We start from the raw sequence: 23313 nt of genomic DNA, 5'->3' as shown, positions 1-23313 counted from the left end.
ATGTGCATCGGCATCCCCATGCAGGTCAGCGCCATCGAGCCCGGACACGCCTGGTGCGAAGGCCGTGGCGAGCGGCGCCGGGTGAACACCGCGCTGGTCGGTCCGTGTGAGCCCGGCGACTGGTTGCTGGTGTTCTTGGGTGACGCGCGCGAACACATCAGCACCGAGCGTGCCGCCGAAGTCAACGCGGCGCTGGACCTAGTGCAAGACGCCATGCAGGGCCGGAGAGCCCGTGGCGATGCCGGCTTTGAACTGCCTTCACAGATGACCACCGAACAACTCAGGCAGTTGTCCGGACAGACCTGACACCCACCCCCACACACAGGAGATGACATGAACACCGCCACCGACACCACCGGCCGGGCTTTTGCCCTGCCACTGCCCGACACCAACCCCGCGCCACCGCTGGTGATGCGCCTAGTGCGCGACTTCGATGCCGCCTGGGTGGACGAAACCAGCGTGGCCGCATGGAGCGCGGGCGGCGGCGACCGCTTGGTGCTGCTCGCGGGCGACCCGGTGCGGTTCCCCGAAGGCCAGGACGTGGCGGCCGTGCTGCCCGAACTGATGAAGGTTTTTCCAAACCGCTTTCAGGTGGCCGTGGTGCCGCGAGACAACGAGGACGCGTTGGCGCGCCGTTACGGCTCGCAGCGCTGGCCCACCCTGCTGTTCTTTCGCGACGGTCAGTACGTCACCGCCATCGCCGGCATGCAGGACTGGGACGTGTACCAAAGCGGTGTGGCCGCCGCGCTTGCCATGCCACCCTCACGCCCGCCCACCATCGGCATCCCCGTGGTGAGCCAGGGCAGCACCAGCAAAGACAGCGGCTGCCATTGAACCGACCGACACCGAGGACACCCCATGAAAGACTTCCCCATCCCCCTCGTGGCCATCGGCCCGGGCACCCAGCCCGAAGACGAAAAGCTGGACTATGTGCACATGCCCACAGACATGGGCACCTACCGCCCACCCGTGCTGCCCGAGCCCGAAGAGCTGGCCGGGCGCGAAGCCGCGCGCGCGGTGTTGGGTCAGGTGCTGGCGCTGCTGGACCGCACTGCGCAAGGTGGCCCGGGCGGCCAGGTGGCGCTGACCACGCTGCCTGCGCAGGACCTGCAGCTGATCAAGCAGATCATGGGTGAGGGCGAGGTCAGCGCCCTGGTGCGCGAAGAAGACGGCGCGCTGGAGGTGCGCATCCAGGAAGCGGTGCTGGCCGGCGTGTGGCGCCTCATCACGTTCCGCACCGTGGACGGCGAGCGCACCATGATTGACGACGTGATTGAGGTCAGCCCGGTGCCGGCGCTGCTGCGCGCCATGGCGGTGGACGACGTGTGGCCGCAGGACGCCATGCCGCATTGGGCTGGTCCGTTGCCACCCAACGTGCAGAACGCGCCCCTGCTGGTGGAAGAAATCCGCGACCAGGTGCTCGGCTGGAAACCCGGCCAGGTCTCGCACGTGGTCAACTTCACACTGCTGCCGGTCACGCCCGAAGACATCGGTTTCCTCGACCACCATCTCGGTACCGGCCGCGTGCTCATGCTCTCGCGCGGTTACGGCAACTGCCGCATCTCCAACACGCGCCTGCCCAACTGCTGGCGCGTGGTGTACTACAACTCGATGGACAAGGTGATCCTCAACACGGTCGAGGTGGTGGACATGCCCGAGGTAGCGATGGCCGCCCCCGAAGACCTGCGCGATTCGCACGAGCGGCTGCTCGATGTGATCACCTACCTGGAGTCGGTGTGACGTTTCCCGTCCACCCGGCGCACCATGAGCAATGACCATTTCGAAGGCTTTGAAGGCTCGTACCTGGGCAACCGCGATGTGCTGCGCCCCGGCTCGCGCCTCGAATGCAAAATCTGCTGGTGGGTCTACGACCCCGCCCTGGGCGATCCACAGTGGCAGATTCTGCCCGGCACACCGTTCGCGGATCTGCCTGCGCACTGGCGCTGCCCGAACTGCGACTGCGATGCCGAGCAGTTCCTGATGCTGGTGGATTGAGATGAACCCCCTGCGCCGCTGGGTTCAAAGACCCTCTCCCGCTGGAGGGAGATGGGGCTTGACTCCCTCGCCCCTCTGGGGAGAGGGTTGGGGTGAGGGGCCAGCCGCGCCAAACGCGTGTGTCGCAGGCAGTGCACCGCACGATAGAAAGAACCCATGAGCCCGCTCACCCTCATGGACACCCCCTCAGCGGCGCCCGCCCAACTGGCCGAACGCGTGCAGAGCCTTGTGAATTTCTACCGTCACGTTCAGACCGAGCGCATGCAGGGCATTCCTTTGCTGAACCCGGCGTTGCAGGTCGAGGCGGTGGGGTTCGAATGGGCGAATCCGGTCGAGTCAGGCGACCCACAGGTGGCCGAGGGTGTGCTGATCACCCCCTGGTTCATGAGCCTGCTGCGCCTGCCGTCGGTGAATGGGCCGCACGGCAACCGCGTGGGCCGCAAAGCCGTGCGCGACTTTGGCAGCGAACGATTTGAATTCATCGGTGGGCACGACCCTGCCATCGGCTACCACGAGACTTGCGCGCTGTTTTCCCCCATGAACGGCTTCACCAGCCAGGACCTGGCGCGCGAGACCGCACTGGCTTCGCTGGCCCTGGTCAGACCGGCACCCGTGCCTGAGCCGACCCGAGCGCCCGTGGCCGAGCCGCTGCCATCGCGGCGGGCCTTTTTCCTGGCCCGTCGGCCGGACACCGGGGCGACGTCGTGAACGCGCTCGGTCTGACCGGGTCAACCGGCCTGTCGCAGCTGGCCGGTGCCCTGCGCGTGGCACCCGGTGTGGCGACGCCCATGGCCCTGCAAAGCAGCCGCCAGGACTGGGCGCCGCGCCTGGCCCGGGCGCAGGCCGTGAACGCCGTGCCCGGCCTCATGGCCAGCCTGTTCAATCTCTGCGGCCACGCGCACCGCCTGTGCTCGCAGCTCGCCATCGAAGCGGCGGCGCCGGGTCTGCTCCCTGCGCCGCAACAGGTGGCTCAGCGCCTGCGCACCGAGACCGCGCAGGAACACATCCGCCGCATCGGGCTGGACTGGCCGCGCCTGCTGGCCAACGATGGCGATGAGTTGCTGGCAGCCCAGGCACAGGCCGCGCTCAGGGCCTGCCCACTGCTGGCCCCCGCTGCCAGCGCGCTGGCCGATCCCTGGCACGCCACGCTCGTCTGGTTGCAAGACCATCTGCTGCACCAGCCCGCCACCACCTGGCACGGCGCCTGGCAAACCAGCGGCGCCGACTGGTTGCTGGACTGGAGCCACCGCCACGACGGCTGGCTGGCCCCACTGCTCAGCGCCGCCCGCCAGATCGACGACGGCGTGCCGCTGGACCCAGCCAGCGCGCTGCGCGCCCATGCGGATGCCTCGGGCCAGCGCACCCTGGCCGCGGCGCTGGCCCTTGAGCCCGGCTTTGCCTTGCGCCCGCAGTGGCACGGCGCCTGCGCCCAAAGCGGCAGCTGGACCCGGTTGAACGATCCGACGCCATACCGACCCCTCACACCCTGGGCCTTGCTGGGCAGCCGCGTCGCCGAGCTGATCCGCCTGTGCCTGCCCGACGCAGCGGGCCAGAGCGGCGCGGGCTGGCTGTCCTTCGGCTCGCTGGCCACGGGGCCACGCCAGGGTCTGGCCTGGGTGGAAATGGCGCGTGGCCTGCTGGTGCACCAGGTCGAGGTCGACAGCACGGGGCGCGATGCGCGGGTGCTTGCCTGCCGCGTGCTCGCGCCGACCGAGTGGAATTTTCATCCGCAGGGTGTGGTGGCGCAGCGCATCGCCGCGCTGGACGCCGCCGAACCACCGGCCGCCGTGGAGCGCCGCGTGCGCCTGCTCATGGCGGCGTTCGACCCTTGCGTGCCGTTTGACGTGACGCACCCGGTGCGCGCCGGGCAGGAGCTGCCACATGCATGAGGCCAGCCTCGCCGGTGGCGTGTTGCAGCTGGTGGAAAGCACCGCCGCACGCGACGGTTTTTCCCGTCTGTTGTCGCTGCGGATCGAGGCCGGGCAGCTCGCGGGGGTGGATGTGCGCGCCCTGCGTTTTGCGCTGGATTGCTTGGCACCAGGAACCGTGCTCGAAGGCGCCCAGATCGACATCGAAGAACCACCCGGTCAGGCCTGGTGCCTGGGCTGTGCGCAGACGGTGGAGATCGCCCAGCGCGGCGACGCCTGTCCCCTTTGCGGTGGCTACCAGCTCCAGCCCACCGGCGGCATGGCCTTGCGTGTGCTGGACATGCAGGTGGAATGAAAACGGAACACACTGTGCCGCTTCACGACCGCCAGAAAACCCTTGGGGCAACGCAGACGGTCTGCGGCGCCTAGCATCACGATTGAACAGGAGACAGACTATGTGTGTTGTGTGTGGATGCAGTAACAACAGCCCGGCCCATGCCCGGCATGTTCAGACCCAGGCCGGCGACGCCAGCGTGGTGCAGGTGAACCCTGCCAACGGCGACCTGCACTTCGGTACCGGTGCGGCCCGCGTGTCGGTGCCCGGCATGAGCCAGGCGCGCGCCATCAAGCTGGAGACCGACATCCTGGGCGCCAACAACCGCGTGGCGGTGCAGAACCGGGCGCATTTCGAAGCGCACGGCGTGACCGCGCTCAACCTGGTGTCCAGCCCCGGTTCGGGCAAGACCACGCTGCTTTGCGCCACCATCGAAGCCTTGAAGGCCCGCTCGCCTGATCTGCACCTCGCCGTGATCGAAGGCGACCAGCAGACCAGTTTCGATGCCGACCGCATCCGCGCCACCGGCGCCCCCGCCATCCAGGTCAACACTGGTAAGGGTTGCCACCTCGACGCGCCCATGGTGTCGCAAGCTTTCGCGCAACTGCACAGCCACGATCACCATGGCCACGACCCTGCAAAAGAGCACTCGCACGATCACAACCACCACGACGAACACAGCCTGCTGTTCATCGAAAACGTGGGCAATCTGGTCTGCCCCGCCGTGTGGGACCTGGGGGAAGCCGCCAAGGTGGCCATTCTCTCGGTGACCGAGGGCGAGGACAAACCGCTCAAGTACCCCGACATGTTCGCCGCCTCTTCGCTCATGGTGCTCAACAAGATCGACCTGCTGGCGCACGTGAAGTTCGACGTCGCGCGCTGCATTGAGCTGGCGCGCCGCGTGAACCCGACGATCGAAGTCATCCAGCTCTCGGCCACTACCGGCGAAGGCATGGACGCCTGGCTGCACTGGCTGGACCACGCCATGGGCGCGCAGCATCACCACCACGACGAGCCAGCTTCCGAAGAAGCGGTTTTGCGCGAGCGCGTGCAGCGGCTCGAAGCAGAGCTGGCCCGCGCCAAAGCCGCGCTGCCCGCCGACGCCGCCGCCTGACGGACGGTTTGTCATGTCCACCACCGTGCTCGCTGTCGGCGCCTGGCTCAAGAATGCGGCCTGCCTGGTGCTGCGCGGGCAGGTGCACTGGTCGCCGGTGCATGGCGACCTGAGTGACCCGACCGCCTGCGCGGCGCTGGAGCAATCGGTGCAGGAGCTGCTGCAGCAGGCCGCTGCGGTCGGCGCGCCGGTGCAGGCCATCGCCCACGACCTGCATCCCGATTTTTTCAGCACCCAGCTGGCCATCGCCACCGCACACGCGCTCGGTGTGCCCGCCATGGGCGTGCAGCACCACCACGCGCACATCGCCGCCGTGGTGGCCGAGCACCGCATCGAAGGCCCGGTCATCGGCCTGGCGCTCGACGGCGTGGGCCTGGGCACAGACGGGCAGGCCTGGGGCGGAGAACTGTTGTGGGTGGACGGCGCACGGTGGCAACGCCTGGGCCACTTGATGCCGCTGGCTTTGCCGGGCAGCGACCGCGCCGCGCGCGAGCCCTGGCGCATGGCCGCGAGCGTGCTGCACGCGATGGGCGATGGCGATCAGATCACCCCACGCTTTGCACCGCAGGTCGGTGCGGCCGTGGCCGCCGGTGTGCAGCAGATGCTGGTGCGCGGCCTGAACTGCCCGGCCACCAGCAGCGCCGGGCGCTGGTTCGACGCGGCCGCCGCTGCGCTGGGTCTGAGCGTTCGCCAAACCGATGAAGCACAGGCCGCCATTGCGCTGGAAGCCGCCGCCGCGCGCTGGCTTGCGCAAACCCCACACACCACAGCCCTGCCCGGCGCGGTCATCGACGCGCTGAACCGCCTGGACCTGCGCGGCCTCATGCCCGCGCTGTTCGAAGCCACCGCCGATGGCGTGGACGCCACCGCTGCGGGCTTTCACCTCGCGCTGGCCGACGCCCTGGCCGACTGGGCCACGCGGGCCGCCAACGAACGCGGCTGTCGCAGTGTGTGCCTCGGTGGCGGCTGCTTTTTCAACCGCGTGCTGCGCGAGCGCCTCACGCAGCGCCTGCAGGCCACTGGGCTGCGCGTGCACCGCCCGCTGGACAAGGGCTGCGGCGACGCCGGTCTGGCGCTGGGCCAGGCCTGGGTCGCGGCGCAACAAATGGCGACGACGCCGCAGAACATCTCGACAAAGGAAGCCGAATCATGTGCCTAGCCATTCCCGCCCAACTGGTCGAGTTGCGCCCCAACGACCAGGCCGTGGTCAACCTCGGGGGCATCCGCAAAGAAATTTCCATTGCCCTGGTGGCCGATGTGCAAGTGGGCGACTACGTGATCGTGCACGTCGGCCACGCCATTGGGGTGATCGACCCGGAGGAGGCGCGAAGCACGCTGGCGCTGTTCGCCGAAATCGCGCAGTTCGCGTCTGATCCCACACCTGTGACACCCGCATGAAATACATCGACGAATTTCGCGACGGCGAGCTCGCCCGCCAGATTGGCGCGCGCATCGCCGCCGAAGCCCATCCCGAGCGCAGCTACAGCTTCATGGAGTTTTGTGGTGGTCACACCCACGCTATTCAGCGCTACGGTGTGCTTGAGTTGCTGCCGCCCAACGTGCGCATGATCCACGGCCCGGGCTGCCCGGTCTGCGTGCTGCCCATCGGCCGCATCGACCTGGCGATCCGCCTCGCACTGGAACGCGATGCCATCGTCTGCACCTACGGCGACACCATGCGCGTGCCGGCGTCGGACAGCCTGTCATTGATCAGGGCCAAGGCACGCGGCGGCGACATCCGCATGATCTATTCCGCCGCCGACGCCATGGCCATCGCGCGGGCCAACCCGCAGCGCGAGGTGGTGTTCTTCGCCATCGGTTTCGAAACCACCACGCCGCCCACGGCGCTCGCCATTCGCGACGCGGCGCGCGAGGGCCTGGCCAACCTCAGTGTGCTGTGCTGCCACGTGCTCACGCCCTCGGCCATCACCCACATCCTCGAATCGCCCGAAGTGCGCCAACTCGGTACCGTGCCCATCGACGGCTTCATCGGCCCGGCACACGTGAGCATCGTCATCGGCTCCGCGCCCTACGACCACTTTGCCGAGGAGTACCGCAAACCGGTGGTGATCGCCGGCTTTGAGCCGCTGGACGTGATGCAGGCTGTCCTGATGCTGGTGCGTCAGGTCAACGAAGGCCGCGCCCACGTGGAAAACGAATTCACCCGTGCCGTCACGCCCGAGGGCAACCAGAAGGCCCAAGCCCTGGTGTCCGAGGTGTTCGAGCTGCGGCCGAGCTTCGAGTGGCGCGGCCTGGGCGAGGTGCCCTACAGCGCGCTCAAGATCCGTGAAGCCTTTGCCGCCTTTGACGCCGAGCGCCGTTTCGACCTCAGCTACACGACCGTGGCCGACAACAAGGCCTGCGAGTGCGGCGCCATTCTGCGCGGCGTGAAGAAGCCGACCGACTGCAAGATCTTCGGCACCGTCTGCACGCCGGAAAACCCGGTCGGCTCCTGCATGGTGTCGAGCGAAGGCGCCTGCGCCGCGCACTACACCTACGGCCGTTTTCGCGACATCCCCATTGTCCCTGCCACCACCCCTGCCATCGCAGTGACCATCGCATGAGGGCCGACAGCGACCCATCCGCCGCTGGCGAGGCGCCCGCACCCAAGCCGGTGAAAAAGAACTACATCCGTCCGCTGGACATCAAACACGGCCGCATCGACATGGGCCACGGCGCGGGCGGCAAGGCCGCGGCGCAGCTGATCGAGGAGCTGTTCCTCGCCGCCTTCGACAATGAGTTCCTGCGCCAGGGCGACGACGCTGCGGTGCTGGCGCTGCCTGCGTTCGACCCGGCTCACGGTCGCCTTGTCATGGCGACCGACGGGCATGTGATCTCTCCGCTGTTTTTTCCCGGCGGCGACATCGGCTGCCTGTCGGTGCACGGCACGGTGAACGACGTGGCGATGATGGGCGCGCAGCCGCTGTACCTGAGCGCGAGCTTCATCATCGAAGAAGGCTTCCCGCTGATCGAGCTGCAGCGCATCGTCAAGTCCATGGCGGCTGCGGCGCGCCAGGCCGGTGTGCCGGTGGTGACCGGCGACACCAAGGTGGTGGAGCGGGGCAAGGGCGACGGCGTGTTCATCAGCACCACCGGCGTGGGCGTGCTGCCGCCGGGCGTGCAAATCAGCGGGCGCCATGCGCGCCCCGGCGACGTGCTGCTGCTCTCCGGCAGCATCGGCGACCACGGCGTGGCGGTGCTGTCGCAGCGCGAGTCGCTGGCCTTCGAGACCACGATCCAGAGCGACACCGCCGCGCTGCACACCCTGGTGGCGGCCTTGCTGGCGGCCGCGCCCGGCGCGGTGCGCGTGCTGCGCGACCCCACGCGCGGCGGCCTGGCCACCACGCTCAACGAGATCGCGCGCCAGTCGGGCGTGGGCATGCTGCTGCAGGAGGCCGCCATTCCGGTGCGCGCGCAGGTGGACGCCGCCTGCGAGCTGCTCGGGCTCGATCCCCTGTACGTGGCCAACGAGGGCAAGCTGGTCGCGGTGTGTGCACCGGAGGCGGCCGACGCGGTGCTGGCCGCGATGCGCGCGCACCCGCTGGGCACCGATGCCGCGCGCATCGGCGCGGTGACGGCCGACCCGCACCACTTTGTGCAGATGGCCACGCGCTTCGGCGGCCGCCGCGTGGTGGACTGGCTCAGCGGCGAGCAGCTCCCACGCATTTGCTGACGCGGCACCCCACACCGGAGGAACGCATGCCCGACCCCGTGTTCCAGAAAACCGAGCGCGGCCGCGCTGAGATCGCGCAGCGCTCGGCCGGCCTGCAGGCGGCGGCGCGCTCGGTGCTGATCATGGTGAACAGCCAGGACACGGTGGCGGCGCTGGCCGCGCGCGGCCTGCCCGATATGCGCGAACACCTGCGCCAGCTGCTCGCGCTCGGCCTGATCGAGGTGGTGGCGCCGACGCCTCCTCCCCCCCCACCGCCTCCCCCCGCGGTGGCACCGCCGCCGCCCGCGCCACCCGTGCCCGAACTCGACGCGCTGCGCCGCCAGGTGCTGGCCCGCCTGAAGCCTCACTTCGGCCCCGACACCGGCACCGTCGCCCAGGCCCTGCGCGCCGCGCGCACGGCGGCCGAGTTCAACCAGGCACTCGACGACATCGAATCCAAGCTCGCCATCTACATGGGCCGCAAGCAGGCCGCACGCGAACTGCAGGGGCTTCGGCCGCCACCGTGAACACCGTGTCCCAGGGCCTTCGCATCCTGCTGCTGTGCCACAGCTTCAACAGCCTGGCGCAGCGGCTGTTCGCCGAGCTGCGCGCGCGCGGCCACACGGTGAGCGTGGAGCTCGACATCAACGACCGCGTGACCGAGGAAGCGGTCGCGCTGTTCCGGCCCGACCTGCTGCTCGCGCCCTTCCTCAAGCGCCGCATCCCGGCCACGGTGTGGCAGCGCCTGCCCTGCCTGGTGGTGCACCCCGGCCCGCCGGGCGACCAGGGCCCCTCGGCGCTGGACTGGGCCGTGCTGCAAGGCGAAAGCACCTGGGGCGTGACCGTGCTGCAGGCCACCGGCGACTTCGATGCCGGCCCGGTGTGGGCGCATGCGGCCTTCCCCATGCGCCCGGCCAGCAAGGGCAGCCTGTACCGCGGCGAGGTCACGCAGGCCGCGCTGCAGGCCACGCTGCAAGCGGTGCAGCGCTTCGCGCAGGGTGATCGCGAAGCCGGCCCGCCGCCCCCCGCGCGCTGGCGGCCCGCCATGCGCCAGGACGAGCGCGCCATCGACTGGGCAAGCCACAGCACGGCCGAGGTGCTGGCGCGGCTGCGCTGCGCCGACGGCCAGCCCGGCGTGCTCGATGCGCTGTGGGGCCAGGCCTGCCACCTGATGGACGGCCACGCCGCCAGCGCCGCGCTGATGGCCGGGTTTGCCGGTGCCGAACCGGGCCGGGTGCTGGCGGTGCGCGATGGCGCGCTGCTGCGCCGCACGCGCGACGGCGGCGTGTGGATCGGCCACGTGCGGCGCACCGCGGCGCTCGAAGCCGACCCGAGCCGGGTCGGCTTCAAGCAGGTGGCGGCCCAGGCCTTCGCCGCCCAAGCCGCCGCGCTGCCCGACAACCCCGCGCCGCTGGATCGGCCCGAGGACGAGTGGGGCGAGCTGCGCTACACCGAACACGGCCCCGAGGGCGCGCGCGTGGGCTGCCTGGCGTTCGACTTCTACAACGGCGCCATGTCCACCGACCGCTGCGAGCGCCTGCGCGCCGCCCTGCTGGCGGTGCGCGAGCGGCCGACCCGGGTGCTGTTGCTGCTCGGTGGCGCGGACTTCTTCAGCAACGGCATCGACCTCAACAGCATCGAGGCCGCGGCCCACCGGCCGGGCGACAGCGCGGCCGACGCCTCGTGGCGCAACATCCAGGCCATGAACGACGCCGCCCTGGCCGTGCTGGAAACCACCGACCGGCTCACCGTGAGCGTGCTGCGCGGCAACGCTGGCGCCGGTGGCGCATTCCTCGCGCTCGCGGCCGACGCGATGTGGGCGCACGCGGGCGTGGTGCTCAACCCGCACTACAAGAACATGGGCAACCTGTACGGCTCCGAGTACTGGACCTACCTGCTGCCGCGCCGCCTGGGCGAGGCCGGCGCGAAGGCGCTGATGGCGCAGCGCCTGCCGCTGCTGGCCGGCGAGGCCGCGCGCATGGGCTTGATCGACCTTTGCGACGACCAGGCGCGCGCGGGCTTCGAAGCGCGCTGCTTACAACGCGCACTGGCGCTTGCAGCCTCCTACAATCTGCCTGAGAGGCTGGCGGCCAAGCAGGCCACGCGCGAGCGCGACGAAGCCCACCGCCCGCTGGCCCACCACCGAGAACAGGAACTGGCGCGCATGCACCGCAACTTCTACGGCTTCGATCCCAGCTACCACGTGGCGCGCCACCATTTCGTGCACAAGCAGCCGCACGCCTGGACGCCGCGACACCTGGCCACGCACCGTTGAAATCCCATTTGTCCCCCGACGCCCTGCCCACCGTGCTGGTGGTGGATGACGAGGTGCGGTCGCAGGACGCGATGCGCCGCACGCTCGACGAGGATTTCACCGTGTTCACCGCCAGCAGCGCCGACGAGGCGCGCGGCCTCCTGCAGCGCCAGCCGGTGAGCGTGATCCTGTGCGACCAGCGCATGCCCGGCATGACCGGCGTGAGCTTCCTCAAGGAAGTGCGCGAACAGTGGCCCGACGCGGTGCGCATCGTGATCTCGGGCTACACCGACAGCGAAGACATCATTGCCGGCATCAACGAGGCCGGCATCTACCAGTACATCCTCAAGCCCTGGGCGCCCGACCATCTGCTGGACTCGGTGCGCAACGCGGTGGAGGCGCAGGCCCTGCAGCGCCAGACCAGCCGGCTCGACCTGGAGCTGCGCACCAGCACCGGCGTGCTGCGCCAGCGCACCGCCCGCCAGATCGACCGCGCGCGCGCCAGCTTCGGCTTCGACCACATCGTGCGCGCGCCCGGCAGCCCGATCGACGCGGTCTGCGCCATGGCGCACCGGGTGGCGCGCTACGACCTCTCGGTGCTGGTGCTGGGCGAGTCCGGCACCGGCAAGGAACTGATGGCGCGCGCGATCCACTACGCCTCGCCGCGCCTGAGCGGCCCCTTCGTGGTGGAGAACTGCGCCGCCATTCCAGACACGCTGCTGGAGTCCGAGCTGTTCGGCCACAAGCGCGGCGCCTTCACCGGCGCCTACGAAGACCACCCCGGCCTGTTCCAGCGCGCGCACCGCGGCACGGTGTTCCTCGACGAGATCGGCGAGACCTCGCAGGCCTTTCAGGTCAAGCTGCTGCGTGTGCTGCAAGAGGGCGAGGTGCGGCCGGTGGGCGGCGTTCGGCCGGAGCCGGTGGACGTGCGCGTGATCGCCGCCACCCACCGCCAGCTCGAGCAGCGCGTGCGCGACGGCCTGTTCCGCGAAGACCTGTACTACCGCATCGCCGGCATCACCATCACCGTGCCGCCCCTGCGCGAGCGCGTGGCCGACATCGCGCCCATCGCGCGCCAGTTGGTGCAGGACGTGGCCAGCGAACTCGGCCACCCCGGTGCGACGCTGCCCGACGACACGCTCGCCTGCCTCGTGAGCTACCCCTGGCCGGGCAACATCCGCGAGCTGCGCAACGAAATCGCCCGCGCGCTGGCCTTGCAGGACGGTCCCGAGCTGCAGGCCGCGTCGTTTTCCAGCCGCGTGCTGCAAGGCCACGGCCAGGGCAGCGGCGATCTGCAGGCCGCCCTGCCCGCCCACGGTACACTTGCGCAGCGGCTGGATGTGATCGAGGCCATGGTGCTGCGCGAGACGCTGCAGCGCCAGCGCTGGAACAAGACGCGGGTGGCGCAGGAACTGGGCCTGTCTCGCGTCGGCCTGCGCGGCAAAATGCAACGTCTCGGCCTGGAGAAATGACATGCCCTTGAACGTGTTGTGGTTGCAGAGCGGCGGTTGCGGCGGCTGCAGCATGTCGCTGCTTTGCGCGGACACGCCCGATTTCCAAGGCCACCTGCGCGACGCCGGCATCCACCTGCTGTGGCACCCCTCGCTGTCGATGGAGAGCGGCGACGAGTTGCTGGACCTGCTCAATGCCGTGCTGGAGGGCCGCCTCCGGCTCGACGCCCTGTGCGTGGAAGGTTCGCTGCTGCGCGGGCCGAACGGCACCGGCCGTTTTCACATGCTGGCCGGCACCCAACTGCCCATGATCGAGTGGGTGCGCCGGCTCAGTGCGCGCGCACGGCACGTGGTGGCGGTGGGCAGCTGCGCGGCCTGGGGTGGCATCACCGCCGGGGGTGACAACCCCACCGATGCCTGCGGCCTGCAGTACCAGGACGACGAGCCCGGCGGCCTGCTGGGCGCGCCCTTCCGGTCCAGCAACGGCCTGCCGGTCATCAACGTCGCCGGCTGCCCGACGCACCCGAGCTGGGTGATCGACACGCTGATGGCACTGGCCGCGGACACCTTTGCCGCCAGCGATCTCGACCCGCTGAACCGGCCGCGTTTCTACGCCGACCAGCTGGTGCACCACGGCTGCACGCGCAACGAGTATTACGAGTTCAAGGCCAGCGCCGAGAAACCGTCGGACCTGGGCTGCATGATGGAGCACATGGGTTGCAAGGGCACCCAGGTGCATGCGGACTGCAACACCCGCCTTTGGAACGGCGAGGGCTCCTGCACGCGAGGTGGCTACGCCTGCATCGCCTGCACCGAGCCCGGCTTCCAGGAGCCCGGCCACCCGTTCCACCAGACGCCCAAGCTCGCGGGCATCCCCATCGGCCTGCCGACCGATATGCCCAAGGCCTGGTTCGTCGCGCTGGCCTCCCTGTCCAAGAGCGCGACGCCCAAACGGGTCAAACAGAACGCGGTGTCCGACCACCTGGTGGTCAAACCCGCCGTTCGCAAAACCCCCCTCAAATGAGCCGCCTACTTGTCGGTCCGTTCAACCGTGTCGAGGGCGACCTGGAGGTGCAGCTCGACGTGCAGGATGGCCGCGTGGCCTCGGCGCAGGTTAATGCCACCATGTACCGCGGTTTCGAGCAGATCCTGCAGGGCAAGGCGCCGCACGATGCGCTGGTCTACGTGCCGCGCATCTGCGGCATCTGCTCGGTGTCGCAGTCGGTGGCGTCGGCGCGCGCGCTAGCCCACCTCGGCGGCATTGAGATGCCGGCCAACGGCCAGCACGCGACCAACGTGATCCTGGCCACGGAAAACCTGGCCGACCACCTCACGCACTTCTACCTGTTCTTCATGCCGGACTTCACGCGCCCGGTGTACGCGGCCCATGCCTGGCACGCCGAGGCGGTGCGCCGCTTCGCGCCGAACCACGGCGAGCAGGTGCGCGCGGCCACGGCGGCGCGCCAGCGCTGGCTCACCCTCATGGGCACGCTGGGCGGCAAGTGGCCGCACACGCAGTCCATCGAGCCGGGCGGCTCCACGCGGCCGATCGACGCGGCCGAGCGCGTGCGCCTGCTCGCGCGCGTGCGCGAGTTCCGATCGTTCTTGGAGCGCCAGCTGTTCGGCGCACCGCTGGAGGCCATCATCGGCATCGAGAGCGAGGACGCGTTGTGGGACTGGCATGCGCGGGACCCGCTGGGGGGTGACCTGCGCATCTTCCTCACCCTGATGCGCGACCTGCATTTGCAGGCCCTGGGCCCCGGCCCGGGCCGTTACCTGAGCTACGGCGCCTATGCTCAGCCCGAAGGCGGCTTCGCCCTGCCCGGCGGGCTGTGGCGCGCCGATGCGGCGCGGCTGGACGCGGTGGACGCGGTCGCGATCACCGAAGACGCCACCCACGCATGGCTGGCTGACGCCGGTGGCCCCTTGCACCCGCTGGTGGGCCAGACCCGACCCGACCCCGACAAGGCGCGCGGCTACACCTGGAACAAGGCGCCGCGGCTGGCCGGCGAGGTGGTCGAGACCGGTGCCATCGCACGCCAGCTCGCGGCCGGCCACCCGCTGGTGCGCGATGCGGTGGCGCGGCACGGCGGCACGGTCTACACGCGCGTGCTGGCGCGCCTGCTCGAACTTGCGCGCGTGGTGCCGCTGATGGAAGACTGGCTGCGCGCGCTGCGGCCCACCGAGCCCTTCTGCGTGCCGTCCGACCTGCCCGCCGAAGGCAGCGGCATCGGCCTGTCGGAAGCGGCGCGCGGCAGCCTGGGGCACTGGGTCGTGGTGCAGCGCGGGCGCATCGCCAACTACCAGATCGTCGCGCCCACGAGCTGGAACTTCTCGCCGCGCGACGCCGCCGGCACGCCCGGCGCGCTGGAGCAGGCCCTGGTCGGCGCACCGGTGCGTGAGGGCGAGAAGACGCCGGTGGCCGTGCAGCACATCGTGCGCTCGTTCGACCCTTGCATGGTCTGCACGGTGCACTGATGGGCATGGCCCCCCCTCTGCGCCGCTTCGCGGCTTCCCCCCTCTCTGGCGCGCCTTCGGCGCTTGGAGGGGGGATGGCATCTTGGGCCGTCTTGCCCCCTCTCTCTCTGGGAGAGGGTTGGGGTGAGGGCCGCGCTGGAGTGTCCAGATGAACGAAAAGCACTCCCGTATCCCCCTGCCCGCCGCGCCCATGGAGGGTGTGGACGAGTCCACCTGGATGGACGTCATCCAGAAGATGGACGAGGTCTACACCCGGCTGATCGACGACGAGGTGGAGCTGGAGAAAAAGAACGCCGAGCTGGAGCAGTCGCAGCAGTTCATTTTCAGCGTGCTGACCTCGATGTCGGACGTGCTGGTTGTGTGCGACGCGAACGGCCTGATCGAGCAGGCCAACGCCGCGCTGTGCGAGCTGGCCGGACGGCCCGAGGACCAGTTGCGCGGCACGCAGCTGTACGCGCTGCTGGCCGACGCGTCCAGCGTGGCACTGGCGCGCGCGGCCATGGATAAGGCCGACGCGCCGCGCGCGGGCGAGGCGATCGAACTCAACCTGCTGGACCGGCAGGGCCAGGCGGTGTCGGTGGACGCCAACTGCACGCCGCGCATCGGCGGCAACGGGCGGCGCGTGGGCACGGTCTGGGTCGGGCGGCCCACGGCCGAGCTCAAGCGCGCGTACCACGAGATGCGCGCCGCCCACGAGGCCCTGAAGCGCACCCAGCAGCAGCTGCTGCATTCGGAAAAGATGGCCTCGCTGGGCCAGCTCGTGGCCGGCGTGGCGCACGAACTCAACAACCCGATCAGCTTCGTGCTGGGCAACGTGCATGCGCTGCGCAAGTACTGCGACCGGCTACAGACCTACATAACCGCCGTGCACGCGCACGCGCACGCGCACGAGCCCGAGCCGGTGCTGCAGGCGCTGCGCCAGATGCTGCGCATCGAACACCTCATGGGCGACCTGCCGTCGCTGATCGAGGGCACGCTCGAAGGCGCGCAGCGCACCGCCGACATCGTGCACGGGCTCAAGCGCTTCTCCGCCATGGACCCGGAGGAACGCAAGCCGGTCAACCTGATCGAGGTGATCGAGCGAGCGATCCACTGGGTGCAAAAAGGCCGCGCCACGCCGGTGGAGGTGCGCTGGCAGCCGGGCGGGCAGTGCATGGTGATGGGCAGCGCGGGCCAGTTGCAGCAGGTGATGATGAACCTGCTGCAGAACGGCTTCGACGCGGTGGGCCACAGCCCCTCGCCCCGCGTCTGGGTGTCGGTGGAGGTCGCCGACGGCCAGGTGCGCGTGGCGCTGCGCGACAACGGCCCGGGCATTGCACCCGAGCACCTGCTGCGCATCTTCGACCCCTTCTTCACCACCAAGCCGGTGGGCAAGGGCACGGGCCTGGGGCTGTCGATCAGCTACGGCATCGTCGAGCAGCATGGCGGGCGACTGAGCGCGCGCAACGCCGCCGGGGGCGGGGCCGAGTTCCTGCTGGAACTGCCTCAGGCGTAGCTGGCGGCCATGGTGTCCAGCGACACCGCCTTCATCCGGCCCGCCTGTCCCGCGCTGCCGAAGGCCTCGAAGCGCTGCTGGCAGATCGCGCGCGCGGCCTTCCTGGCCGCCATCAGCGCCTTGCGCGGGTCGAACTCGCTGCGCTCCCGGGCGAAGGTCTGGCGCATGGCGCCGGTCATGGCCAGGCGGATGTCGGTGTCGATGTTCACCTTGCGCACGCCGTTGCGGATGCCGCGGCGGATTTCCTCCACCGGCACGCCGTAGGTTTCCTTGATGTCGCCGCCGTGCTCGCGGATGATGGCCAGCCATTCCTGCGGCACGCTGGAGCTGCCGTGCATCACCAGGTGGGTGTTGGGCACCCTGGCGTGGATGGCCGCGATGCGGTCGATGGCCAGGATGTCGCCGGTGGGTTGCCGGGTGAACTTGTAGGCGCCGTGGCTGGTGCCGATGGCGATGGCCAGTGCGTCCACGCCGGTGCGCTGCACGAAGTCGGCCGCCTGCTCGGGGTCGGTCAGCATCATGTCGTGCGTCAGCGTGCCCGCGGCGCCCACGCCGTCCTCTTCGCCCGCCTCGCCGGTTTCCAGCGAGCCCAGGCAGCCCAGTTCGCCTTCCACCGACACGCCCACGGCGTGCGCCATGTCGCAGACGCGGCGCGTGACCTCCAGGTTGTAGTCGTAGCTCGCGGGGGTCTTGCCGTCCTCGCGCAGCGAGCCGTCCATCATCACGCTGGTGAAGCCCGAGTGGATCGACTGCATGCACACCGCAGGCGTGGTGCCATGGTCCTGGTGCAGCACCACGGGCAGGTCGGGGTGGGCTTCCACGGCGGCCAGCACCATGTGGCGCAGGTAGGCCTCGCCCGCGTACTTGCGAGCGCCGGCCGAGGCCTGCAGGATCACCGCAGCGGGCCGGCGCAGGCCACGGGCGCGGACTCGGCGATGCCGTAGGTGGTGCCCTCGGCGCGGTGCGAGGTGCCGAAGGCGTCGTGCACAAAGATGTCGCACAGGGCGCCGAGCTTCTTCGCGAGTTCGGGGCTGTTCTTCTTCTCGCCCACGTTCAGGCGGCAGTTTTCCAGCAGCACCACCTCGCCGGGAGCCACCGAAAAATCACCGTCAACCCAGTCGGCGACGAGGCGCACCGGGCGGTCCATCAACGCGGCCAGGCGCGCGGCCACCGGCTGCAGCGAGTCCTCGGGCTTGAACGCGCCTTCGGTGGGCCGGCCCAGGTGGCTGGTGACCATGACGGCCGCGCCCGCGTCCAGCGCCATCTGGATCGCCGGGATGCTGGCGCGGATGCGGGTGTCCTCGGTGATGCGCCCCGTGTCGTCCTGCGGCACGTTCAGGTCGGCGCGGATGAAGACGCGCGTGGCGAGCGAAAAACCGCTCGCGCACACATCGCTGAAGCGCAAGGCCGTCATGATCGGGCGCCCACGACGCGCACCATCTCAAGGCACTTGTCCTTCGGACTGGGCCTTCATCTCCGCCTTGATCTCGTCGTAGCTGGCTTCGGTTTCCAGCTCCACCGTCAGGTCCACCACCGAGACGTCGCTGGTGGGCACGCGGAAGCTCATGCCGGTGAGCTTCTTGTTCAGCTCGGGGATCACCACGCCCACGGCCTTGGCCGCGCCGGTGCTGCTGGGGATGATGTTCTCCAGGATGCCGCGCCCGCCGCGCCAGTCCTTGTTGCTCGGGCCGTCCACGGTCTTCTGGGTGGCGGTGGCCGCGTGCACGGTGGTCATCAGGCCGCGCTTGATGCCCCACTTGTCGTTGAGCACCTTGGCAATCGGCGCCAGGCAGTTGGTGGTGCACGAAGCGTTGGAGATGATGGCCTCGCCCTTGTAGGTCTTGTTGTTGACGCCGAAGACGAACATGGGGGTGTCGTCCTTGGAGGGAGCCGAGAGGATGACCTTCTTCGCGCCGGCGTCCAGGTGTTTCTGGGCCGTGACCTTGTCGAGGAACAGGCTGGTGGATTCAATGACGACGTCGGCGCCGACTTCATTCCACTTCAGACTCGAGGGATCGCGCTCTTGCGTGAGGCGGATCTTCTTGCCGTTGACGATCAGGGTGTTGCCCTCGACCGAGACCGTGCCCTTGAAGCGGCCGTGCACGCTGTCGTACTGCAGCATGTAGGCCAGGTAGTCGGGCTCGAGCAGGTCGTTGATGGCCACCACTTCGATATCCTGGAAGTTCTCAATGGCGCTGCGCGGCACGTTGCGCCAGATGCGGCCGAAGCCGTTGATGCCGATCTTGAGCGGTGTGGTCTGTGTCATGGGGCGTGGGGCGTGGGGCGTGGGGCGGAAAGGGAATCAGTGCAACAGGGCTGAGATGTCTTCACTGACGTGGTCGGGCGCACACGCGGCGATGGGGTCGCCCATGTTGTAGCCATAGGGCAGTGCCCATACGCAGACACCGGCGTTGCGCGCCGTGGCGACGTCGATGGACGAATCGCCGACGAACCCTCGCACACGTCCTCGTCCTTGCAAGCGACATCGGCGATCGTGCGCTTCTACCGGTCGGTGCGTTTCGGAGTGATCTTGGCAATCTGCTGAAAGCACAGGGACGCGAGGTGCTGGCGAGAGACGCTCCCGAAGTCCTGGGCTTTCTCAAGCGCATCAATGGCACTGATGCGGATGGTGATCTTTTCGTAAGCGCCGGGCTCCCCGCAACGTGCCTTGAGGGTGTCACCGTCGGAGGCAGCTACAACCAAACACAGCAGGGCACCCACTTGCAAAAAGACAGATGCTTGCGGCTCACTAAAACTTCCACGCCGGCCACAGTGCGTCTTCATGTCGTTGCTCCAGCGCCCACAAGCGCCACAACGAATTGCTGCAGGCACACGGCGTGCAAGTCATCGACAACATAAACATGGTGACCTGCGGTGGGCAGGCGACGATCCCGATCGTGGCAGCCGCCTCACGGGTCTCGAAAGTGCACTACGGCGAAATCGTCGCATCGATCGTGAGCAAGTCGGAGGGCCCCGGAACGCGGGCCAACATTGATGAGTTCACGGAGACCACGCGCGCGGTGATCGAGAAGCTCGGCAGGGCCGAACGCGGCAAATCCATCATCGTGCTCAACACGGCAGAGCCACCGTTGATCATGCGCGATACCGTGTTCGGTTTGTCCGAACTGGTCGACCAGGCGTTGGTGGAGAAATGCATTCTGGACATGGTGGCGGACGTGCGTGCCTACGTGCCGGGCTACCGCCTCATGCAAGAAGTCCCGTTCGAGGTGGTGCCGCCGCACGCACCGCTGAACGCGCCCGGCATCGGGCCTGGGGTCCGTCTTCCCTTGGGCATGCCTGAAGATCAAGGACGGCGGCTATGCCAATCGTCACTGTTAGTTCTAATTTCTGCTCGGCGAAGCGTTCATGGCCCGGCCGTCGTGAAGGAGCGCCCACCCTCTGGCGCGCCCGCTTGATCTCATCGCCGTGCAGGCGACGCATGCCGCAGGTTGTCCCGCACGGTGGTAAGTTTGGCCCCGAGCGCGAGCGCATAAGTGGCATGGGTGTGGCGCATACAGTGCGGGCTGACACGCCGCAGTTTCTCAGCCGTGGACGGATTGTCCGCCTGGACGACTTCCGCCACCTTCGTGAAGAAACGGCGCATAACACTCCACTGCCGTGAGGCAGTGATGCCAGCTGCATCCTCCTGATCGAGGCTGCCAATGCGCGGCGCTCGCGGGTCCCAGCGCGCCGGCGTGATCGGCAACTTGCGCTGCATCAGGTAGCGAGACAGCGCCGCACGGGCCAGCGACGGCAACGCCACTTTGCCGGGTTTGCTGCCCTTGCCCACCAGGTGCAGCCCGTCGTCCCCATGCGCATCGACCTCAATCTGCCCCAGCGTGGCCCCACCAATTCCCCGATGCGTAGGCCCGTCGCGTACGCGAAATCCAGCACGAAGCGAAGGCGCTGCGCCGCTGGCGCTTGCCATCCATGTCCCAATTCCAGGCCTTCGGCCACGGTCTGAATCGGAGTATGCCAACCGTGCGTAGCGCGCGGTCTGGTGTTCAAGCTATCGGCAATGTCATCGAGTTCGGCCTGGCTGAAGATGAAGACGCTGAGGCCGGTGCCCTTGGGTAAGTACTGACGGATGAGCCCGTTGGTGTTCTCGCAGGTGCCGCGTCCGCCTCAGCGTGACGGACCCGGCCGTGGACGGTGCTCGAACAGCCAGTCCTTGAACGCCAGCGCTGCGGGCGAGAGTCGCTTGCCGCGCGGGTACACCACGTGCCAGCGACGGATCAGCGGGAACCCCACCACGTCCAGCAACACCAACTCGCCCAGCGCCAGTTCCGACACCACGGTGGTGGCCGACAGCACCGCCAGCCCCAAGCCGCCGGCCACGGTCTGCTTGATGGCTTCGTTGCTGCCGACTTCGAGCCGCGTTTTCAGCCTGACGCCTTGGCCAGCGAAGAACTTCTCGGTAGTCAGCCGGGTGCCCGAACCGGGCTCGCGCAGGACGAAGGGCTCGTCCTTCAACCGCTTCGGCGACAGTCGCTGCCTGCCCACCAGCGGATGGCTTGGCGGCGCCACCAGCACCAGCGGGTTGTCGGCAAAGTCTTCGCAGACCACGTCCATATTCTCAGAAGGCTGACCCATGATGTACAGGTCATCCTGGTTGCTGGCGAGCCGCAGCAACAGGTTCTCGCGGTTGCACACCACCATCGCCACGTCGATGCCCGGGTGGGCCGCACAGAAGCCGCCCAGCAGCTTGGGCACGGTGTATTTCACCGTGGTCAGTATGGCCAGTTTCAAGCTGCCTTTTTCCACGCCCTGCAGGGCCGCAAGGTCCTGCGACAGGCGCTCCATACGCGACTCGATGTCGGCGCAGGCGTCGGCCAGGGTCTGACCCGTCGCGGTCAGAAAGATCTTCTTGCCCAGCTGTTCAAACAGGGGCTGCCCCACCGTCTCGGACAGTTGCTTGACTTGCAGGGACAGGGTCGGCGGCGAGAGGTGCAGCTCCTCCGCTGCGCGCGCAAAGCTGTTGTGGCGCGCCACGGCCAGAAAGATGCGCAGCTGGTGCAGGGTGGCGTGGCGCAGGTTCATGATTTATTCTAGTAAAAGATAACAATACAAACATTTTACTTTTTCTTATTCTGCACCACGCACACAATCCGCACCAGTTCAGCGCACATCCACCCCAAAACGGGACGCACTGGGCGCCCCATTTGCAACCCCCAAAGTTTTCAACGAGGAGCGAACATGGCTGTCAAGACTTACAACGCCGGCGTCAAGGAATACCGCCAAACCTACTGGATGCCCGAGTACACCCCCTTGGATACCGACATCCTGGCGGTGTTCAAGATCACGCCGCAGCCTGGCGTGGATCGCGAAGAGGTGGCGGCCGCCGTGGCGGCGGAATCGTCCACCGGCACCTGGACCACGGTGTGGACCGACCTGCTGACCGACATGGACTATTACAAGGGCCGCGCCTACCGCATCGAAGACGTTCCGGGCGACGACACCTGCTTCTACGCCTTCGTGGCCTATCCGATCGATCTGTTCGAAGAGGGTTCGGTGGTCAACGTGTTCACCTCGCTGGTGGGCAACGTGTTTGGTTTCAAGGCGCTGCGCGCCCTGCGCCTGGAAGATGTGCGCTTCCCCATCGCCTACATCAAGACCTGCGGCGGTCCTCCCATGGGCATCCAGGTCGAACGTGACATCATGAACAAGTACGGTCGCCCGCTGCTGGGTTGCACCATCAAGCCCAAGCTGGGTCTGTCGGCCAAGAACTACGGTCGTGCCGTGTACGAGTGTCTGCGCGGTGGTCTGGACTTCACCAAGGACGACGAGAACATCACCAGCCAGCCCTTCATGCGCTGGCGCCAGCGTTTCGACTTCGTGCAGGAAGCCACCCTGAAGGCCGAGCGCGAGACCGGTGAGCGCAAGGGACACTACCTAAACGTGACCGCCCCCACGCCCGAAGAGATGTACCGCCGCGCCGAGTACGCCAAAGAGATCGGCGCGCCGATCATCATGCACGACTACATCACCGGCGGCTTCTGTGCCAACACCGGCCTGGCCAACTGGTGCCGCGAGAACGGCATGCTGCTGCACATCCACCGTGCCATGCACGCCGTGATCGACCGCAATCCGCACCACGGCATCCACTTCCGCGTTCTCACCAAGATCCTGCGCCTGTCGGGCGGTGACCACCTGCACACCGGCACCGTGGTGGGCAAGCTCGAAGGCGACCGCAACTCGACACTGGGCTGGATCGACCTGCTGCGCGAATCCTTTGTTCCCGAAGACCGCTCGCGCGGCATCTTCTTCGACCAGGACTGGGGTTCTATGCCCGGTGCGCTCGCAGTGGCCTCAGGCGGCATCCACGTCTGGCACATGCCTGCGCTGGTCAGCATCTTCGGCGACGACTCGGTGCTGCAGTTCGGTGGTGGCACCCTGGGTCACCCCTGGGGCAACGCGGCCGGCGCCTGTGCCAACCGCGTGGCACTGGAGGCCTGCGTGCAGGCCCGCAACGAAGGCCGCCCGCTGGAAAAAGAGGGCAAGGACATCCTTACTGCTGCCGCAGCGCACTCGCCCGAACTCAAGATCGCCATGGAGACCTGGAAAGAGATCAAGTTCGAGTTTGATACCGTGGACAAGCTCGACATCGCCAACAAGTGATCAGTTCACAGCGCGTCCGACCCCACCCCTCATCCCCTCTGAAAGGAAACTGAC

At 68.3% G+C, this 23313-nt stretch carries 24 protein-coding genes and 4 pseudogenes; 20 read left to right on the top strand and 8 right to left on the bottom strand.

Features of this window, described 5'->3' with window-relative positions; translation table 11 throughout:
• The 18 genes from Q0C59_RS01455 (at window position 1) to Q0C59_RS01370 (ending at window position 16641) form a co-directional block, all read left to right on the top strand.
• Entirely contained in the window at window positions 1-306 is a 306-nt protein-coding gene (locus tag Q0C59_RS01455) for a HypC/HybG/HupF family hydrogenase formation chaperone (RefSeq protein WP_182120535.1), read from the top strand.
• A 27-nt stretch (window positions 307-333) separates the two neighbouring features.
• On the top strand, window positions 334-834 hold the full coding sequence (locus Q0C59_RS01450; protein ID WP_182120534.1) for a hydrogenase: 501 nt from the start codon (window positions 334-336) through the stop codon (window positions 832-834).
• A gap of 24 nt (window positions 835-858) precedes the next feature.
• The gene (locus tag Q0C59_RS01445; protein WP_182120533.1) at window positions 859-1740 is read left to right on the top strand and encodes a hydrogenase expression/formation protein; all 882 of its coding nucleotides are present in this window, start codon (window positions 859-861) and stop codon (window positions 1738-1740) included.
• A 24-nt stretch (window positions 1741-1764) separates the two neighbouring features.
• A complete protein-coding gene (locus tag Q0C59_RS01440; RefSeq protein WP_182120532.1) occupies window positions 1765-1995 on the top strand; it encodes a rubredoxin in 231 nt (76 codons plus the stop codon).
• Window positions 1996-2151: 156 nt separating this feature from the next.
• Complete coding sequence (gene hybE / locus Q0C59_RS01435; protein ID WP_182120531.1) at window positions 2152-2703, top strand: [NiFe]-hydrogenase assembly chaperone HybE; 552 nt, start codon at window positions 2152-2154, stop codon at window positions 2701-2703.
• Window positions 2700-3884 carry a hydrogenase formation protein gene (locus Q0C59_RS01430; RefSeq protein ID WP_182120530.1) on the top strand — a complete coding sequence of 395 codons (1185 nt, stop codon included), beginning with the start codon at window positions 2700-2702 and terminating at the stop codon, window positions 3882-3884. Before hybE ends, Q0C59_RS01430 begins: the two co-directional genes overlap by 4 nt.
• On the top strand, window positions 3877-4218 hold the full coding sequence (locus tag Q0C59_RS01425; protein ID WP_182120529.1) for a hydrogenase maturation nickel metallochaperone HypA: 342 nt from the start codon (window positions 3877-3879) through the stop codon (window positions 4216-4218). The genes Q0C59_RS01430 and Q0C59_RS01425 overlap by 8 nt, the downstream gene beginning before the upstream one ends.
• Window positions 4219-4318: 100 nt before the next feature.
• Window positions 4319-5311: a hydrogenase nickel incorporation protein HypB gene (gene hypB / locus Q0C59_RS01420; RefSeq protein WP_182120528.1), complete on the top strand. Its 993-nt coding sequence runs from the start codon at window positions 4319-4321 to the stop codon at window positions 5309-5311.
• Between the two features lie 13 nt (window positions 5312-5324).
• A complete protein-coding gene (locus Q0C59_RS01415; protein ID WP_182120527.1) occupies window positions 5325-6470 on the top strand; it encodes a carbamoyltransferase HypF in 1146 nt (381 codons plus the stop codon).
• Complete coding sequence (locus tag Q0C59_RS01410; RefSeq protein WP_182120526.1) at window positions 6461-6709, top strand: HypC/HybG/HupF family hydrogenase formation chaperone; 249 nt, start codon at window positions 6461-6463, stop codon at window positions 6707-6709. Before Q0C59_RS01415 ends, Q0C59_RS01410 begins: the two co-directional genes overlap by 10 nt.
• Entirely contained in the window at window positions 6706-7875 is a 1170-nt protein-coding gene (gene hypD / locus Q0C59_RS01405) for a hydrogenase formation protein HypD (RefSeq protein WP_291210727.1), read from the top strand. The genes Q0C59_RS01410 and hypD overlap by 4 nt, the downstream gene beginning before the upstream one ends.
• Complete coding sequence (hypE, locus tag Q0C59_RS01400) at window positions 7872-8984, top strand: hydrogenase expression/formation protein HypE (RefSeq protein ID WP_291210724.1); 1113 nt, start codon at window positions 7872-7874, stop codon at window positions 8982-8984. Before hypD ends, hypE begins: the two co-directional genes overlap by 4 nt.
• 26 nt (window positions 8985-9010) lie before the next feature.
• Complete coding sequence (locus Q0C59_RS01395) at window positions 9011-9490, top strand: hypothetical protein (RefSeq protein WP_291210721.1); 480 nt, start codon at window positions 9011-9013, stop codon at window positions 9488-9490.
• Window positions 9487-11238 carry an enoyl-CoA hydratase-related protein gene (locus Q0C59_RS01390; RefSeq protein ID WP_291210719.1) on the top strand — a complete coding sequence of 584 codons (1752 nt, stop codon included), beginning with the start codon at window positions 9487-9489 and terminating at the stop codon, window positions 11236-11238. The genes Q0C59_RS01395 and Q0C59_RS01390 overlap by 4 nt, the downstream gene beginning before the upstream one ends.
• An 8-nt stretch (window positions 11239-11246) precedes the next feature.
• Window positions 11247-12689 (top strand): sigma-54 dependent transcriptional regulator, encoded by a 1443-nt coding sequence (locus tag Q0C59_RS01385; protein WP_291210716.1) that lies wholly within the window; start codon window positions 11247-11249, stop codon window positions 12687-12689.
• 1 nt (window position 12690) lies between these two features.
• Window positions 12691-13692, top strand: a complete 1002-nt coding sequence (locus Q0C59_RS01380) for a HupU protein (RefSeq protein ID WP_182120522.1) — start codon at window positions 12691-12693, stop codon at window positions 13690-13692.
• Entirely contained in the window at window positions 13689-15146 is a 1458-nt protein-coding gene (locus Q0C59_RS01375) for a nickel-dependent hydrogenase large subunit (RefSeq protein WP_182120521.1), read from the top strand. Before Q0C59_RS01380 ends, Q0C59_RS01375 begins: the two co-directional genes overlap by 4 nt.
• A gap of 148 nt (window positions 15147-15294) precedes the next feature.
• Window positions 15295-16641 (top strand): sensor histidine kinase, encoded by a 1347-nt coding sequence (locus Q0C59_RS01370; protein WP_182120520.1) that lies wholly within the window; start codon window positions 15295-15297, stop codon window positions 16639-16641.
• Here Q0C59_RS01370 and fba read toward each other — a convergent pair.
• The 5 genes and pseudogenes from fba to Q0C59_RS01345 all read right to left on the bottom strand — a co-directional run bounded on the left by fba (window position 16632) and on the right by Q0C59_RS01345 (window position 19425).
• Window positions 16632-17537, bottom strand: a complete 906-nt coding sequence (gene fba, locus Q0C59_RS01365; RefSeq protein ID WP_246331037.1) for a class II fructose-bisphosphate aldolase — start codon at window positions 17535-17537, stop codon at window positions 16632-16634. The two genes, Q0C59_RS01370 and fba, sit on opposite strands and share 10 nt — an antisense overlap.
• A 2-nt stretch (window positions 17538-17539) precedes the next feature.
• Window positions 17540-18055: pseudogene (gene pgk, locus Q0C59_RS01360) on the bottom strand (phosphoglycerate kinase); the annotation flags it as partial.
• A 39-nt stretch (window positions 18056-18094) separates the two neighbouring features.
• Window positions 18095-18907: pseudogene (locus tag Q0C59_RS01355) on the bottom strand (type I glyceraldehyde-3-phosphate dehydrogenase); the annotation flags it as partial.
• Between the two features lie 36 nt (window positions 18908-18943).
• On the bottom strand, window positions 18944-19102 hold the full coding sequence (locus Q0C59_RS01350) for a hypothetical protein (protein WP_371133055.1): 159 nt from the start codon (window positions 19100-19102) through the stop codon (window positions 18944-18946).
• A gap of 41 nt (window positions 19103-19143) precedes the next feature.
• Window positions 19144-19425, bottom strand: coding sequence for a thermonuclease family protein (locus tag Q0C59_RS01345; protein ID WP_182120518.1), 282 nt, complete (start codon window positions 19423-19425; stop codon window positions 19144-19146).
• 8 nt (window positions 19426-19433) lie between these two features.
• Here Q0C59_RS01345 and Q0C59_RS01340 point away from each other — a divergent pair.
• Window positions 19434-19913 (top strand): annotated as a pseudogene (locus Q0C59_RS01340) (acetaldehyde dehydrogenase (acetylating)); the annotation flags it as partial.
• 146 nt (window positions 19914-20059) lie between these two features.
• Here the strand turns inward: Q0C59_RS01340 and Q0C59_RS01335 are convergent.
• The 3 genes and pseudogenes from Q0C59_RS01335 to Q0C59_RS01325 form a co-directional block, all read right to left on the bottom strand.
• Window positions 20060-20569: a site-specific integrase gene (locus Q0C59_RS01335; RefSeq protein ID WP_371133054.1), complete on the bottom strand. Its 510-nt coding sequence runs from the start codon at window positions 20567-20569 to the stop codon at window positions 20060-20062.
• Between the two features lie 14 nt (window positions 20570-20583).
• Window positions 20584-20760: pseudogene (locus Q0C59_RS01330) on the bottom strand (transposase); the annotation flags it as partial.
• Window positions 20761-20766: 6 nt separating this feature from the next.
• The gene (locus Q0C59_RS01325) at window positions 20767-21681 is read right to left on the bottom strand and encodes a LysR family transcriptional regulator (protein ID WP_182120517.1); all 915 of its coding nucleotides are present in this window, start codon (window positions 21679-21681) and stop codon (window positions 20767-20769) included.
• Window positions 21682-21837: 156 nt separating this feature from the next.
• On the opposite strand from Q0C59_RS01325, the gene Q0C59_RS01320 reads away from it, so the two are divergent.
• Window positions 21838-23259 carry a form I ribulose bisphosphate carboxylase large subunit gene (locus tag Q0C59_RS01320; RefSeq protein ID WP_182120516.1) on the top strand — a complete coding sequence of 474 codons (1422 nt, stop codon included), beginning with the start codon at window positions 21838-21840 and terminating at the stop codon, window positions 23257-23259.
• Window positions 23260-23313 lie beyond the last annotated feature (54 nt).

The sequence above is a fragment of the Hydrogenophaga sp. genome (assembly GCF_022844385.1).
Lineage (GTDB): Bacteria > Pseudomonadota > Gammaproteobacteria > Burkholderiales > Burkholderiaceae_C > Hydrogenophaga.
The sequence above is the reverse complement of the archived record's forward strand: the minus strand, read 5'-3'. Positions and strand labels throughout refer to the sequence as shown.

Coding starts and splice junctions, on each gene's coding strand:
- Q0C59_RS01455 (WP_182120535.1), top strand. CDS start 1: ATGTGCATCGGCATCCCCATGCAGGTCAGCGCCATCGAGCCCGGACAC.
- Q0C59_RS01450 (WP_182120534.1), top strand. CDS start 334: ATGAACACCGCCACCGACACCACCGGCCGGGCTTTTGCCCTGCCACTG.
- Q0C59_RS01445 (WP_182120533.1), top strand. CDS start 859: ATGAAAGACTTCCCCATCCCCCTCGTGGCCATCGGCCCGGGCACCCAG.
- Q0C59_RS01440 (WP_182120532.1), top strand. CDS start 1,765: ATGAGCAATGACCATTTCGAAGGCTTTGAAGGCTCGTACCTGGGCAAC.
- hybE (WP_182120531.1), top strand. CDS start 2,152: ATGAGCCCGCTCACCCTCATGGACACCCCCTCAGCGGCGCCCGCCCAA.
- Q0C59_RS01425 (WP_182120529.1), top strand. CDS start 3,877: ATGCATGAGGCCAGCCTCGCCGGTGGCGTGTTGCAGCTGGTGGAAAGC.
- hypB (WP_182120528.1), top strand. CDS start 4,319: ATGTGTGTTGTGTGTGGATGCAGTAACAACAGCCCGGCCCATGCCCGG.
- Q0C59_RS01415 (WP_182120527.1), top strand. CDS start 5,325: ATGTCCACCACCGTGCTCGCTGTCGGCGCCTGGCTCAAGAATGCGGCC.
- Q0C59_RS01410 (WP_182120526.1), top strand. CDS start 6,461: ATGTGCCTAGCCATTCCCGCCCAACTGGTCGAGTTGCGCCCCAACGAC.
- hypD (WP_291210727.1), top strand. CDS start 6,706: ATGAAATACATCGACGAATTTCGCGACGGCGAGCTCGCCCGCCAGATT.
- hypE (WP_291210724.1), top strand. CDS start 7,872: ATGAGGGCCGACAGCGACCCATCCGCCGCTGGCGAGGCGCCCGCACCC.
- Q0C59_RS01395 (WP_291210721.1), top strand. CDS start 9,011: ATGCCCGACCCCGTGTTCCAGAAAACCGAGCGCGGCCGCGCTGAGATC.
- Q0C59_RS01380 (WP_182120522.1), top strand. CDS start 12,691: ATGCCCTTGAACGTGTTGTGGTTGCAGAGCGGCGGTTGCGGCGGCTGC.
- Q0C59_RS01375 (WP_182120521.1), top strand. CDS start 13,689: ATGAGCCGCCTACTTGTCGGTCCGTTCAACCGTGTCGAGGGCGACCTG.
- Q0C59_RS01370 (WP_182120520.1), top strand. CDS start 15,295: ATGAACGAAAAGCACTCCCGTATCCCCCTGCCCGCCGCGCCCATGGAG.
- Q0C59_RS01345 (WP_182120518.1), bottom strand. CDS start 19,425: ATGAAGACGCACTGTGGCCGGCGTGGAAGTTTTAGTGAGCCGCAAGCA.
- Q0C59_RS01335 (WP_371133054.1), bottom strand. CDS start 20,569: ATGGCAAGCGCCAGCGGCGCAGCGCCTTCGCTTCGTGCTGGATTTCGC.
- Q0C59_RS01325 (WP_182120517.1), bottom strand. CDS start 21,681: ATGAACCTGCGCCACGCCACCCTGCACCAGCTGCGCATCTTTCTGGCC.
- Q0C59_RS01320 (WP_182120516.1), top strand. CDS start 21,838: ATGGCTGTCAAGACTTACAACGCCGGCGTCAAGGAATACCGCCAAACC.